The following is a 14,304-nucleotide window of genomic DNA, read 5'->3' as shown; positions in this document are numbered from 1 at the left end:
CGGAAAACCCGTATTCCGACCGCGCGCTTCCAGGGCAGGCAAGGCCCCGCCCGGGCGCGCCGCGGCCCTAGCGTGCCGACACGGACAGCGGCCGAGCGGCCTCCAGGAAGGACGCCAGCGCCGGGTTGTCGTCATCGCGCCGCCAGGCCAGCGAGATCTCCTGGCGCAGATAGGCCGTGTCGTCCGACAGCGGGATGTAGCGCACCTTGGGGTGGATGAGCGAGGCCAGGTTGCTGGGTATCAGCGCGACCGACAGCCCCGCCGCGACCAGGCAGACCACGCTGGCGACCTGCGCGCATTCCTGTTCGATACGGGGATGGAAACCCGCCGTGGCGCAGGCGGATATCAATTGCGCGTGCGCGGCGGGCACCTTGTCGCGCGAGAAGGCCACGAAGGAGTCACCCGCCAATTGACGCAGGGCAATGCGTTTGCGGCCCGCCAGCGGGTGCTGCATGGGCAGCGCGGCCATCAGGCGGTCGTATTGGTAGAGCCGCGTCCGGATCATCGCCCCTTCCTGCGGCAGCGGCGTGCGCAGCATGCCGACGTCCAGGGAACGACCCTTGAGCTGCTCGAGCTGGTCCTTGGTGGTCATCTCCACCACGCGCAGGCTGACCTGCGGATAGCGCTCGCGGAAGCGGCCGATCAGCTCCGGCATGAAGCCGTAGCCGGCGCTGCCGATGAATCCGATGGATAGCTGGCCGATCTCGCCACCGGCCGCGTGCTGGGCGCGCTCCACCGCGATGCGTTCGTATCGCAGCCATTGGTGGGCTTCTTCCAGGAACACGCGGCCGGCCGGCGTCAGCGACACCGAGCGCTTGTTGCGCAGGAACAGCGGCGTGCCGACATGCGCCTCCAGCCGCTGGATCGCCTGGCTGAGCGGCGACTGCGCGATCCCCACACGCTGCGCGGCGCGGCCGTAATGCAGTTCTTCGGCGACGGCGATGAATTGCCGCAGCAGCTTGGCGTTCAACATGGCCGGACTCCGGCAAGACTTGCGGACAGCACGGGATATGCACGGACGGGGGCGGCGAATGCCCCCGGCTTTTAAGACACGTCGTGTCTCACAGCGCGCGAAATTATATATTGGACGCGCGCAATCGCCGGTCCTAGACTTTCGGTCCCGACCCGTTGCGAAAGAGCCGCCATGCCCCCCATCCTTCCGCTGGCCGACGAGGCCGTCCGTGCCATTTCCGCCTTGTCCGCGCCGCACCGGACGCTGGACGCCGATGCCGCCGCGCGCCTGCGCTTCTTCGGCACGGCCCCGGCCTTCGATACCCCGCACAAACTCACGCTGGCCTCGGCCAGCGCCATCGGCGTCTATGCGCTGGGCGTGGAGCAATGGTGGCGCATGGCCACCGGCCAGCATCAAAGCGTGGCCATCGATTGGATGCAGGCGGCCTGCGCGCTGAATCCCGGACACTTCCAGACCCAGAGCGGCTACGCCCTGCCCGCGTTGTCGCTGCTGACCGAACTCAAGGCGGATTTCTACCGGACCGCCGACGGCCGCTGGTTCTTTCCCATCGGCTCTTACCCGCACCTGCGCGACGGTGTGCTGGACGTGCTGCAATGCGCGAACACCGGCGCGGCCCTGGCAGCCGCGATCGGCCGCCGCGAAGGCGACGAACTGGAAGACACTTTCGCCCGGCACAAGCTTCCCGGGATTTATGCGCGGTCCCGCGAGGAATGGCTGGCGCATCCGCAAGGCGCGCTGCTTGCGGGCCTGCCGGTCATCCAGGTCGAGAAGATAGGCGACAGTCCGGCGGAAGGGCCGGGCTTCGCGGCGGCGCGCGCGGCGGCCGCCGCGCCATTGCAAGCATGGCCGGGAGCCGCGGCGCCAGGCGCCGGCGGGCCCGCCACGGGCGCCGGCCCGCGCGCTTTGCAGGGCCTGCGAGTGCTGGACCTGGGCCACGTGATCGCCGGCCCCATCGTCGCGCGCTCGCTGGCCGAACACGGCGCCGATGTGTTGCGTATCACGTCTCCCACCCTGCAGGACCCCTTCCGCCAGACCGTGGACACCAACATCGGCAAGCGATCGGCCTTCCTGGACCTGGACCGGCAGGTGGACCTGCAGCGCGCGCGGTCGCTGATGGCGGGCGCCGACGTAGTGGTGCAATCGTGGCGCCCGGGCAGCATGGCGCGCCGCGGACTTGCCGCCGAGGATGCCGCCCATATCCGTCCCGGCGTCGTCTACGTCAGCGTCAGCTGCTTCGGCGATACGGGTCCGTGGGGCGATCGCGGCGGCTTCGAACAGCTGGGCCAGGCGATCAGCGGCGTCTCGGTGGCCGAAGGCGGCACGGGCAGCCCCCGCGTCGTGCCCACTTATCTGCTGAACGACTACCTGACCGGTTATCTGGGCGCGGCCGGCGTCATGATGGCGCTGATCCGGCGCGCGCGCGAAGGCGGCAGCTATCACGTAAAGGTTTCCCTGGCGCGGACGTCCATGTGGGTGCAGGAGTTGGGGCTGGACCCGGGCTTCGACCCGGACCGGCCGCGCCGCCACTTCGCCGAGACCTTGACGCCGGTACTGGAGACGCGGCCGTCGGCGTACGGCATCCTGGAACAGCTGCCGCCGGTGGCGCGATTTTCCCGCACGCAGGCGGCCTGGACGCTACCGCCCGCGCCCAACGGCGCGCATGCCGCGGAGTGGCTGCCGTCCTGAACAACGCGCCCGACATCGCGCTCAGCTATCCATCCACAAAACCCCAGGAGACAAAAAAATGACCATCAAGAAAGGCATCGCCGTCCTGTTCGCCCTTCCGGCGCTGGCGCTGTCCATGGGCGCGGCCCGCGCCGCCGACGACTACCCCGGCAAGCCCATCACCGTGATCATCGGCTTCGCACCGGGCGGGCCCACCGACGCCATCGGGCGTGTTCTCTTCAAGAAGGTATCGCAGGAGCTCAAGACCCCGATCATCATCGAGAACAAGGCAGGCGCGGGCGGAAACATCGGCACCCAGGAATTGATGCGCGCCAAGCCCGACGGCTATACCTTGATGTACGGTACGTCGTCGGTGACCACGGCGCCGCCGCTCTTCGACCGCGATGACCTGGATCCCCGCAAGGCCTTCGCCACGGCCAGCTGCTCGGTCGCGGTGCCGCTGATCCTGCTGACCCCCGGCAAGATGAACATCGCCGATGCGCAGGCCTTCTACACCGCGGTCAAGGCGCAGCCAGGCAAGTATTTCATGGGATCATCCGGCAACGGCTCCATCGATCACCTGGTGGGCATGGACATCGCGCACCGGCTGGGCCTGCAATTCCAGCATGTGCCGTACAAGGGCAACGGACCGGCGCTGACCGACCTTGTCGCGGGCAATACCGGCTTCATGTATTCGGGCTCGTTCAACAGCGCGCTGCCTTTCATCCAGAACGGGCAGGTCAAGGCGCTGGCAGTCACGTCCGGCAAGCGGTCGGAGGCCCTGCCCCAGGTCCCCACGCTGGGCGAAAGCGTCCAGGGACTGCAGGGCTTCGATGCCGGCACCTGGCAAATCCTGGCCGCGCCCAACGGCACGCCGGCGCCTATCCTGAAGAAACTCGACACCGCGCTGCAAGCGGCATTGAAGGACCCCGAAGTGATGAAGAGCCTGCGCTTCCAGGGCGCCGAGCCGATGGACAAGGATCCCGCCCAATGCCGGGCCTACGTCGCCAGCGAATACGAACGCTGGTCGTCCACGATCAAGCGGCTGGGCTTGAAGGGGAATTGAATCCCGGCAAGGGAAGTAAGCGTATCCCCATAATGAAATGGGCCAGAAGCAAATGCCCCACAAGCAAATGCCCCAGAAGCAAATGGCCCATACGCAAATAAGGACGATGTAGTTGGGCGGGACGGGGCGCGCCGGTAGTGTATGCAGCACCCACTTACCGGAGACCCCCAATGAACGACCGTTTGAAGCCCGCGCAGGCATCGCGATCGGTGGCCGTGAAAGCGCGGCTCGATCACCCCGTCATCGATACGGACGTCCACGTCAACAGCTATGCCCCCGCGCTGGAAGACTACGTACAGCACTACGGCGGCAGCAAGCTGGTGGACGCGCTGCGCCGGGCCCAGGGGGGACGCTTCGCGCGCCGCGACGCGGAGGGCAAGGACTGGTACCAGCAGACGCCGCAGGAACGCCAGTACCATCGCACGCTGCGCGCGCCCTGGTGGGCGCGCGTCACCCGCAATACGCACGACCTGGCGACCTACACCCTGCCCGCCCTGCTGTACGAACGCCTGGCGGAACAGGGCTCCGACTACTCGGTGCTGTTTCCCAATGACGTGCTGGCGCCGCTGGCCGCCGGCGCCGATAATCGCCAGGCCCTGCAACGCGCGATCAACCATTTCCATGCCGACCTGTACCGGCCCTATGCCGACCGGCTGACCCCGGTCGCCGGCATCGGCCTGCACACGCCGCAGGAAGGGATCGAGGAACTGGAATTCGCGGTCAAGACGCTGGGATTGAAAGTCATCAACATCCCCGGCGGCATCCGCCGTCCGATCCGCGCGATCGCCGACAAATACCCCGCCCGCGACCATCCGGACGTGGCGCGCCATGCCGGGTACATCGACTTCCTGGGGATAGACAGCGAATACGACTACGACCCGTTCTGGGCCAAGGCGGTCGAACTCGGCGTACCCGTCACCACGCACTACGGCAGCCAGGGATGGACCGGCCGGCAGTCGATCAGCAATTACATGTTCAACCACATCGGGCACTTCGCCGACGGTTCGCAGGCCTTCGCCAAGGCGCTGTTCTTCGGCGGCGTCACCAGGCGCTTTCCCGCGCTGCGCGTGGCGCTGCTCGAAGGCGGCGCGGACTGGGGCGCGCACGTGTATATCCACCTGCTGGACCGCTGGGAAAAGCGCAACCGCGAGGCCGTGCAGAACTACAACCCGGCCCACGTGGACCTGGACCAGCTGGAAGCGCTGTTCCGCCGCTATGGCGGCAGTCTCCTGAAAAACCGCGAGCTGAATCGCGACACGCTGGTGCGCGACAGCCTGGGGATCTCCGCCCTGCCGCACAGCCGCGACCCCCATGCCGACGAACTGGACGACTTCGCCGCCGCCGGCATCGAAAGGCCGGAGGATATCCGCGCCCGTTGGCTGGACAGTTTCTACTTCGGCTCGGAGGCCGACGACCGCACGGTGGCGTCCGCCTTCAATACGCGGGCGCTGCCGCTGGGCGGCCGCGTGAATGCCATCTGGTCGTCCGATGTGGGCCATTGGGACGTGCCGGAGTTCACCGAACCGCTGGCCGAAAGCTGGGACCTGGTCGAATCCGGCGTGATTTCGCAGGCCGACTTCAAGGCATGGGTGTTCGACAACCCGCTGCGTTTCTACACGCAGGCCAACCCCGACTTCTTCAAGGGCACGGCCATCGAGCCGGCGCTGGCCAAACACGGAGTGCAAGCACGATGAACAAGGCGCTGCACGGTTGGCGGCGCCTGGCCGCCGGGGTCGCGGGCGCCCTGCTGCTCGCCACGGCCGCGGGTGCGCACGCGCAGCCTGACACGATCCGCATCGGCGTGGCCACCGCGGGCGGCGGCGACCCCATCACCTGGGGCGGCTCGCCGGGCTCGGTGGCCCGCGTGAACCGGTGGCTGGAAGAGGCGTTCGCCGCGTCCGGCGTCAAGGTCGAATGGCTGTTCTTCAAGGGCGCCGGTCCGGCGGTGAACGAAGCGCTGTCGAACCGGCAGATCGACTTCGCCTACCAGGGCGACCTGCCCTCGGTGGTGGGACGCGCCAACGGCCTGGACACGCGCCTGCTGCTGGTCAGCGGCGCGCGCAACAACCTGTACGTTGCCGTGCCGGCGGCCTCGCCCCTGAAGTCCGTCGACGACCTCAAGGGCCATACAGTGGCCCTGTTCCGCGGCACCAACGGCCATCTCGTGGCGATCAATGTACTGGCGGCCCGCAAGCTGGCCGAACGGGACTTGAAGATCGTCAACCTGGATACCGGCAGCGCGCAGGCGGCCATCGTTTCCAATGGGGTCGAGGCGGCCTTCGGCGGCATCGAGTACTTCAAGCTGCGCGACCAGGGCCTGGTAAAGCTGATCTACTCCACGCAGAAGGAAAGTCCGGCCTACACCCGGCAGGCCGCCCTGCTGGTGCGCGGCGCCTTCGCCCAGGCGTATCCCGCGGCCACGCAACAGGTCGTGGATGGCTTCGTGCGGGCGGCGCGCTGGGCGTCCGACGAGGCCAACCGCGATGCGCTGTTCAAGCTGTGGGCACGCAGCGGCATCCCCTACGATTCCTTCAAGGCGGAATTCCAGGACCAGGCGCTGCGCACGCGCAACTCGCCCCTGGTCGACCCTTTCATCATCGGCCGCTACAAGGCCGTCGTGGCCGACGCCTTGAAACAGCGCCTGATCCGCCGCGAGGTCAGCGTGGACGACTGGTTCGACACGCGTTTCCTGGAGCAGTCCCTGAAGAACCAGGGCTTGACGGGCTACTGGGTGCGCTACGCGGCGGACGGCGTCACGCCGCTGGACAAGGACGCCGCGGCCGCATCCGCCGGGCACGGCGCCGCCGCCGCGAAGCCCGCGGATGCGCGCGCCGGGACCGCCGGCGCGGCCACGGGCGCGGCCGCCATCGCCGCCACATCGGGGACGATCCGGCCATGAGCGCCTCGCCCTTCGTTCTAGCCGGCGCACGCCGCCCGCGCCGGCTCGCCGCCCCCCGGGATCTGCTTGGCAAGCTGGGATCCCGGGGGCTGGGCTGGATCCTGCCGCTGGCCATCCTGGCCCTGTGGCAATTCTGCGATGGACGAGGCTGGATATCGCCGCAGGTACTGCCTTCCCCGCGCTTCGTCCTGGATACGCTGCGCGACCTGGCCGCCAGCGGCGATCTGTGGGCCAACACGCGCGCCAGCATGACGCGCGTGCTGGTCGGCTTCGCCGCCGGCAGCGCGCTGGGCCTGGGCCTGGGCACGGCGATGGGCTTGTCGCGCAGGCTGGAGTCCTATGTCCTGCCTACCTTCAATGCCCTGGTGCAGATCCCCGTGCTGGCATGGATGCCCTTCGTGCTGCTGCTGGTGGGAATAGGCGAGCCGCTCAAGTACATCCTGATCGCCAAGGCCGCGCTGGTGCCCGTGACATTGAATACCCTGCAAGGCTTCCGCCAGGCGCCTCCCGCCCTGCTGGAAGTCGCGCGCGTCTATGGCTACAGCCGCCGGCAGGAAGTGCTGGAAGTCGTCCTGCCCCACGCGGTGCCCACGCTGTTCACCGGCCTGCGCCTGGGCTTCACCAAGGCGTGGCTGTCCCTGGTCGTCGTGGAGCTGGTCGCGTCCAGCGAAGGCCTGGGCTACCTGATCGTCTACGGCCGCCAGCTCTTCCAGCTGGACCTGGTGATGGCCGCCGTCATTGTCGTCGGCGCCATCGGCTACGCCATCGACCGCGCGCTGGACGCCGCCGAGCGCCGCGTATCGCGCGGCCGTCCGGATGCCGCTTGGGAGACCCCATGAAAACCGCGGAGACGCCGCGCGATGCCCCGCGGAACGACTCCGCCAGGAATCGCGCCGGCCAGAACTTCGCCGGCCGGCACCTCGCGCGCCGTGCCGCGCCGGGCCGCTGGCGCGGCTGGGTGATCCCCCTGGCCGCCATCGCCGCCTGGTGGCTGGCCGTCCATACCGGCATCAGCCGGTCGCCCATGCTGGTCTCCCCCGGCCTGGTCCTGCATACCGCGCTGGACCAGGTCGTGACAGGAAAACTGTGGCGCGCGCTGGCCGCCAGCTTCGCGCGGGAGTTCGCGGGATTCGCCATCGGCACGGTGCTGGGCCTGCTGCTGGGCGGGGCGCTGGGATTGTCGCGCGGCTTCCAGCGCGTCGTCGGCCCCAGCTTCAATACCTTCAAGCAGGTTTCGCTGTTTGCCTGGATACCGCTGATCTCGGTGTGGTTCGGGCTGGGCGACGCCGCCAAAGTGGTGTTCCTGTCGCTGGCCGCGCTGGTGCCGGTGGTGGTGAACACCTGCGACGGCATCCGCAACACGCCCGCCGGCCTGCTGGAAGTCGCGCGGGTGCATGGCTATACCCGCCCGCAGACCATTGTGTCGGTGATCCTGCCCTGCGCCGTCCCGTCCATCTTCACGGGCGTCTACCTGGCGCTGATCTATTCCTGGCTGGCCACGATAGGCGCGGAATACCTGCTGGTCGCCGGCGTGGGCATCGGCAACACGCTGATCGACGGCAGCGAACACTTTCGCATGGACCTGGTTATTTTCGGCATGACCGTGGTCGGCCTGGTGGGATGGGGCCTGAACGCCCTGGCCCGCCTTATCGAGCGCCGCCTGGCCCGCTGGCGGTCCGCATGATCCCGCGCCACACCCCCCGCCTGCGAGGCGCCCATCCTCTCTTCCCCACTATGACGACCACCATTATGTCCCCGAACATAGACTCCGGCGCCGCGGCGTCCGCCCTGCGCATCGACGGCCTGGGCAAGCGTTATCCCGCCGCCGGGCGTCCGGATGACGTAACCGTGCTCGACGACATCAACCTCGATATCCCCGCCGGACGCTTCATCAGCATCGTCGGCGCCAGCGGCTGCGGCAAATCCACGCTGCTGCGGCTCATCGTGGGCCTGGACAGCGATTACCACGGCTCGATCCGGGTGGACGGCCGCGCCGTTTCCGGCCCGGGCAACGACCGCGGCATCGTGTTCCAGGAGCATCGGCTGTTCCCCTGGCTGACGGTGGCCCGCAATGTCGCCGTGGGCCTGCGCAACGCGCCCATTCCGGATGCCGAAAAGCGCGAGCGCGTGGCCGAACATCTGGCACTGGTGGGCCTGGAAGCCCATGCGGATGCCTATCCGCACCAGATCTCCGGTGGCATGGCGCAGCGCGTGGCCATCGCGCGCGGCCTGGTCAACCGTCCGCGCATCCTGCTGCTGGACGAGCCCTTCGGCGCGCTGGACGCGCTGACGCGTTCCCGCATGCAGGCGCAGCTGCAGCGCATCTGGCAGCAGGAAAAACTCACCATGATCCTGGTCACCCACGATGTGGAGGAGGCCGTCTACCTGGGCGACGAAGTCGTCATCATGCAGCCGCATCCCGGGCGCATCCATCGCACCGTCGCGGTCGACCTGCCGCACCCGCGCGACCGCAGCGATCCGCGCTTCATCCGCCTGCGCGACGATGTGCTGAGCGACTTCCTGGAGCCCGATGACAGGCGGCGCATGCCGGAGCGCGATCGCCTGCCGGCCGGCGCCTTGCCATAGCCCGGCCACGGGAACTTCCGTCGACTTCACGAAGGCCAGCAGGTCTGGTGCCGGCCCGCATCTCCAGCAGGGCCGCGCGGCACCGCCGCGTGGGGCTCCCCTTGCCGGCGCCCGCGGGGCCCGATGGTATAGTCGTTCGCTCTCGGCAGTAGCCGTGGAATCTTGCTCTGCCATAACGATCTCCAATGCAGCAGGGAGCGAAAAAGGAAGATGGAGCAGCCCTTGGAGTCGGGTTCTCTGGATTGCGATGCAGCGCCGTCGTTCCTGGCCGGGGGCGGCGAGATGGGCGCCCTTATCCGCGCCCACGATTGGGCCTCGACGCCGCTGGGACCGCCGGAACAATGGCCGCAAAGCCTGAAGACCGCCATCCGCATCATGCTGGCGTCGCGGCAGCCGATCTGGATCGGCTGGGGCGAAACGCTCATCTTCTTCTACAACGATCCCTATAAAAGCATCATCGGCGGCAAGCACCCCGTGGCGCTGGGCTGTCCGACCATCGAGGTGTGGAAGGAAATCTGGGCCGACATCGAGCCGCTGCTGCGCACCGCCATGGGCGGGATGGAAGGCACCTATGTGGAAGAAAAGTTTCTCCTGATGGAGCGAAACGGCTATCCGGAGGAGACTTACTACACCTTCTCGTACAGCCCCATCCCGCGGGACGACGGCACGGCCGGCGGCATCCTGTGCGCCAATAGCGACGACACGGCCCGGGTCATCGCCGAGCGGCAGGTACGGCTGCTGCGCGAACTGGCCGCCGTCACCACGCAGGCGCACAGCTGGGACGAGGCTGGCCGCCTGGGTGCCCGCGCCCTGGGCCTGGACCCCTACGATGTGCCGTTCGCCATGCTGTACATGGCCGATCCCGGCAGCGACACGGCGACCCTGATCGGCAGCAGCGGAATCGAGGACGGGCACCCCGCCGCGCCGGCCGCCCTGGAGACCGGACGCGGCTCGCCCTGGCCGGTCCATGAAGTCCTGCGCGGCCAGGACGCTCTGATCCTGGAGGACCTGCCGGCAGACCTGGGCGCGGCCCTGCCGTCGGGCCCGTGGCGGGACGTTCCGGCCCGCGCGGCATTGCTGCCGGTTTCCCCCACGGGCGAGACCGGCATGGCCGGCGTCCTGATCGTCGGGCTGAATCCCTATCGCCTGGTCGACGACGGCTACCGCGGATTTCTCAAGCTGGTGGCCGGCCAGATCGGCGCCGCCATCGCCCACGCCCATGCCTACGAGGAAGAACGCCGCCGCGCGCGGGCGCTGGAAGAAATCGACCGCGTCAAGACCACCTTTTTCTCCAACATCAGCCATGAGTTCCGCACGCCCCTGACGCTGATGCTGGGACCGCTGGAAGAGTTGCTGCAGCGCACACCGGCCGACGACGGGCAGCACGCGCTGATCGACCTGACCTATCGCAACGGCCTGCGCCTGCTGAAGCTGGTCAATAGCCTGCTGGACTTCTCCCGCATCGAGGCGGGGCGGGTACAGGCCAGGTTCCAGCCCACGGACCTGGCGGCCCTGACGGCGGAGCTGGCTTCGCTGTTCCGCTCGGCCACCGACAAGGCGGGCTTGCGGCTGACGGTGGATTGCAAGCCGCCGCCGCAAGCGGTCCACGTCGACCGCGAAATGTGGGAAAAGATAGTCCTGAACCTGCTGTCCAACGCTTTCAAGTTCACCTTCGAAGGCGAGATCCGCATCGAGCTCGAGGCGGGCGTGCAGGGTGGCGTGCGGATGCGCGTGCGTGACACCGGCATCGGCATCGCCGAGCACGAGTTGCCCCACGTGTTCGACCGCTTCCATCGGGTCAGCGGCGCCGTGGGCCGCAGTATCGAAGGCAGCGGCATCGGCCTGGCCCTGGTGCAGGAACTCGTGCACCTGCATGGCGGGACGATCTCCGTGGAAAGCCAGCCCGGCGTCGGCACCACCTTTACCGTCGACCTGCCCCCCGGCAAGGCCCGCGCGCGGGGGGACACGCTCCAGGACGCCGCCGCCGGGGGCGGGGCCAGCGTCGCGGCGCAGGCCTACGTGGCCGACGCGCTGCGCTGGGTCCCGGAAGACCAGGCCGCGCCGCAGGCGCCGGCGCTGTCGTCCGTGCTGAACACCGGCATCGCGCAGGCGGGCGCCGTCGGCACGGAGCGCATCCTGGTCGTGGATGACAACGCGGACTTGCGCGACTATGTGCGCCGCATCCTGGGATCCGCCGGCTACCAGGTGACGGTTTGCGTCGATGGCCAGGACGCGCTGGCGACGGCGCGCCGCCAGCCCCCGGGGCTGATTCTTTCCGACATCATGATGCCGGGGCTGGACGGCTACGGCCTGTTGGCCGCCGTGCGCCAGGATCCGCATTTGCGCGATATCCCGGTATTGCTGATGTCCGCGCGCGCCGGCGAGGAAGCCCGCGTGGAAGGCCTGGATGCCGGCGCGGACGACTACCTGACCAAGCCCTTCTCGGCGCGCGAACTGCTGGCCCGGGTGGCGAGCAACGTCCAGATGTACCGGCTGCGGCAGGAGACCGCCCGCCGCCTGAAGGAAGACGCGCGCATCCTGGAAGTCCTGAACCGCGTCGGCACGACCATTGCCGCCGAACTGGACCTGAGCCGCGCGGTGCAGGTCGTGACGGACGCCGCCACCGAGCTGACCGGCGCGGCGTTCGGGGCGTTCTTCTATAACGTGCTGGACGACGCCGGCGCGCGCTATACCTTGTACACCTTGTCCGGCGCGCCCAAGGAAGCCTTCTCGCGCTTCCCGATGCCGCGCAACACCGCTGTCTTCGGCCCCACCTTCACGGGCACGAGCGTGGTGCGCTCCGACGACATCACCCGGGATCCGCGCTACGGCCACAACGCCCCCAACCACGGCATGCCGCCGGGACACCTGCCCGTCCGCAGCTATCTGGCAGTGCCGGTGGTGTCGCGCACCGGAGAAGTACTGGGCGGCCTGTTCCTGGGCCACGGCGAACCGGGCGTGTTCGACGACGCCGCGGAACGGCTGGCGGTGGGCATTGCCTCGCAAGCCTCCATCGCCATCGACAACGCCCGCCTGTATCAAGCGGCGCAGAACGAGATCGACCAGCGCAGGCAGGCCGAGCACGCCTTGCGGCAGCTGAACGAGACGCTGGAACTGCGCGTGGCCGAGGCGGTGGCGGAACGCGAGCGCCTGTGGGAACTGAGCGAGGACCTGCTCGCCGTGGGCGACTACGAAGGCAAGCTGCTGCGGGCCAGCCCGTCATGGACCCGCGTGCTGGGGCATGACCGCGAGCGGCTTTCCACTTGCCACTACAAGGACCTGCTGCACCCGGACGACCACGCCGCCGCGGCGGCCTCGCTGCGGGCCCTGCGCGAAGGCGGCCGCTCCGTGGCCTTCGAGTGCCGCATGCGCACGGACGCGGGCCTGTGGCGCTGGATATCCTGGACGCTGTCGGCCGACCCGCAAAATGGCACCGTGCATGGCGTGGGCCGCGACGTGACGGCGGACAAGGAAGCGGCGGAGACGCTGCGCCAGACCGAGGAAGCCCTGCGGATGGCGCAAAAGATGGAAGCCGTGGGCAAGCTGACCGGCGGCGTGGCGCACGACTTCAACAACCTGCTCCAGGTGATCGGCGGCAATCTGCAGTTGCTGGCCATGGATACGCGGGGCAACGAGCGGGCGGAAAAGCGCGTGCGCAACGCCCTGGCCAGCGTCGCCCGCGGCGCCAAGCTGGCGTCCCAGCTGCTCGCCTTCGGCCGGCGCCAGCCGCTCGCGCCCAAGGTGGTCAACCTGGGCCGCTTCGTGCGCGGCCTGGACGACATGCTGCGCCGCGCCCTGGGCGACGGCATCGAGATCGAGACCATCATCTCCGGGGGCCTGTGGAACACACTGGTCGATCCGTCCCAGGTGGAAAACGCCCTGCTCAACCTGGCCATCAATGCCCGCGACGCGATGCACGGCCACGGCAAACTGACCATCGAGGCCGGCAACGCCCTGCTGGACGACGACTATGCGCTGCGCCACGCCGACGTGAAGCCCGGCCAATACGTCATGGTGGCGGTCACCGACACCGGCGAAGGCATGACGCCGGAGGTCCTGGAACAAGTCTTCGAGCCTTTCTTCACGACCAAGCCGGAAGGCCGCGGCACCGGCCTGGGCCTAAGCATGGTGTACGGCTTCATCAAGCAGTCCAACGGCCACATCAAGATCTACAGCGAGCCGGGACAAGGCACCACCGTGCGCCTGTACCTGCCGCGCGAGCGGCAGGAAGAAGACCTGGCCACGGAGGTGGACACCGGGCCCATCGCCGGCGGCACCGAGACCATCCTGGTCGTGGAGGACGACGAGGAAGTCCGCGCCACGGTCGTCGACATGCTGGCCGAACTGGGCTACAGCGTGCTGAAGGCCAAGGACGCGCAAAGCGCGCTGGCCATCGTCGAAAGCGGCGTTCCGATCGACCTGCTGTTCACCGATGTCGTCATGCCGGGGCCCCTGCGCAGCCCGGAACTGGCGCGCAAGACGCGCGAACGCCTGCCCAATGTGGCGGTGCTGTTCACCTCGGGCTATACCGAAAACGCCATCGTGCATGGCGGGCGGCTGGACGAAGGCATCGACCTGCTGAGCAAGCCCTACACGCGCGAGGCGCTGGCCCGCAAGATCCGGCACGTACTGCGCAACCAGCAGCAGCGCAACGCCGCCCAGGCCTCGCGGCAACGGCAGCTGCCCCTGCCGGCGGCCCGGCGCAATGGCGCGGCGGCCACGCCGCTGCGCGTGCTGCTGGTGGAAGACGACAGCCTGATCCGGGCCAGCACGGCCGAAATGCTGGAGGCGCTGGGCCACAGCGTCGTGGCGACGGCCCACGCCTCCGCCGCCCTGGCGGCGCTGCACGGCGACCGGATCGACGTGCTGATGACGGACATCGGCCTGCCCGGGGTCTCCGGCGTGGAGCTGGCCGCCCAGGCCCGCGAGCGCCAGCCCGGCCTGGGGGTGGTGTTCGCGTCGGGACACGACGTGGGCGCCGATGGCGCGCACGATAACCTGGCCGACGCCGTCCACTTGCTCAAACCTTATACCCCCCAGGACCTGGAGCGGGTACTGGAGAGCCTGCGGCCCGCATCCTGAGGCGGGGCCTGGCACGCCAGTTGCTTCGCGCGA

General features: G+C 68.7%; 9 protein-coding genes. 8 read left to right on the top strand and 1 reads right to left on the bottom strand.

The genetic code is table 11. From position 1 onward, the window contains the following. Nucleotides 1-67: 67 nt before the first annotated feature. Nucleotides 68-973: a LysR family transcriptional regulator gene (locus BAU06_RS26835; RefSeq protein WP_197509456.1), complete on the bottom strand. Its 906-nt coding sequence runs from the start codon at nt 971-973 to the stop codon at nt 68-70. A 171-nt stretch (nt 974-1,144) separates the two neighbouring features. Between BAU06_RS26835 and BAU06_RS06905 the strand changes: the two genes are divergently transcribed. The 8 genes from BAU06_RS06905 (at nt 1,145) to BAU06_RS06870 (ending at nt 14,271) form a co-directional block, all read left to right on the top strand. Continuing rightward, nucleotides 1,145-2,659 (top strand): CoA transferase, encoded by a 1,515-nt coding sequence (locus tag BAU06_RS06905; protein ID WP_066346086.1) that lies wholly within the window; start codon nt 1,145-1,147, stop codon nt 2,657-2,659. A 58-nt stretch (nt 2,660-2,717) separates the two neighbouring features. Continuing rightward, nucleotides 2,718-3,704: a Bug family tripartite tricarboxylate transporter substrate binding protein gene (locus BAU06_RS06900; protein ID WP_066346081.1), complete on the top strand. Its 987-nt coding sequence runs from the start codon at nt 2,718-2,720 to the stop codon at nt 3,702-3,704. A gap of 170 nt (nt 3,705-3,874) precedes the next feature. Then, a complete protein-coding gene (locus tag BAU06_RS06895; RefSeq protein ID WP_066346078.1) occupies nt 3,875-5,398 on the top strand; it encodes an amidohydrolase family protein in 1,524 nt (507 codons plus the stop codon). Then, nucleotides 5,395-6,603 carry an ABC transporter substrate-binding protein gene (locus BAU06_RS06890; protein WP_082993544.1) on the top strand — a complete coding sequence of 403 codons (1,209 nt, stop codon included), beginning with the start codon at nt 5,395-5,397 and terminating at the stop codon, nt 6,601-6,603. Before BAU06_RS06895 ends, BAU06_RS06890 begins: the two co-directional genes overlap by 4 nt. Beyond that, complete coding sequence (locus tag BAU06_RS06885) at nt 6,600-7,442, top strand: ABC transporter permease (RefSeq protein ID WP_066346075.1); 843 nt, start codon at nt 6,600-6,602, stop codon at nt 7,440-7,442. The genes BAU06_RS06890 and BAU06_RS06885 overlap by 4 nt, the downstream gene beginning before the upstream one ends. Then, on the top strand, nt 7,439-8,287 hold the full coding sequence (locus BAU06_RS06880) for an ABC transporter permease (protein WP_082988031.1): 849 nt from the start codon (nt 7,439-7,441) through the stop codon (nt 8,285-8,287). The genes BAU06_RS06885 and BAU06_RS06880 overlap by 4 nt, the downstream gene beginning before the upstream one ends. A gap of 65 nt (nt 8,288-8,352) precedes the next feature. Continuing rightward, on the top strand, nt 8,353-9,189 hold the full coding sequence (locus tag BAU06_RS06875; protein ID WP_415834936.1) for an ABC transporter ATP-binding protein: 837 nt from the start codon (nt 8,353-8,355) through the stop codon (nt 9,187-9,189). A 210-nt stretch (nt 9,190-9,399) separates the two neighbouring features. Beyond that, nucleotides 9,400-14,271 carry a response regulator gene (locus BAU06_RS06870; RefSeq protein WP_066346071.1) on the top strand — a complete coding sequence of 1,624 codons (4,872 nt, stop codon included), beginning with the start codon at nt 9,400-9,402 and terminating at the stop codon, nt 14,269-14,271. Nucleotides 14,272-14,304 lie beyond the last annotated feature (33 nt).

Source organism: Bordetella bronchialis, from assembly GCF_001676705.1.
GTDB lineage: Bacteria > Pseudomonadota > Gammaproteobacteria > Burkholderiales > Burkholderiaceae_B > Bordetella_C > Bordetella_C bronchialis.
The sequence above is the reverse complement of the archived record's forward strand: the minus strand, read 5'-3'. Positions and strand labels throughout refer to the sequence as shown.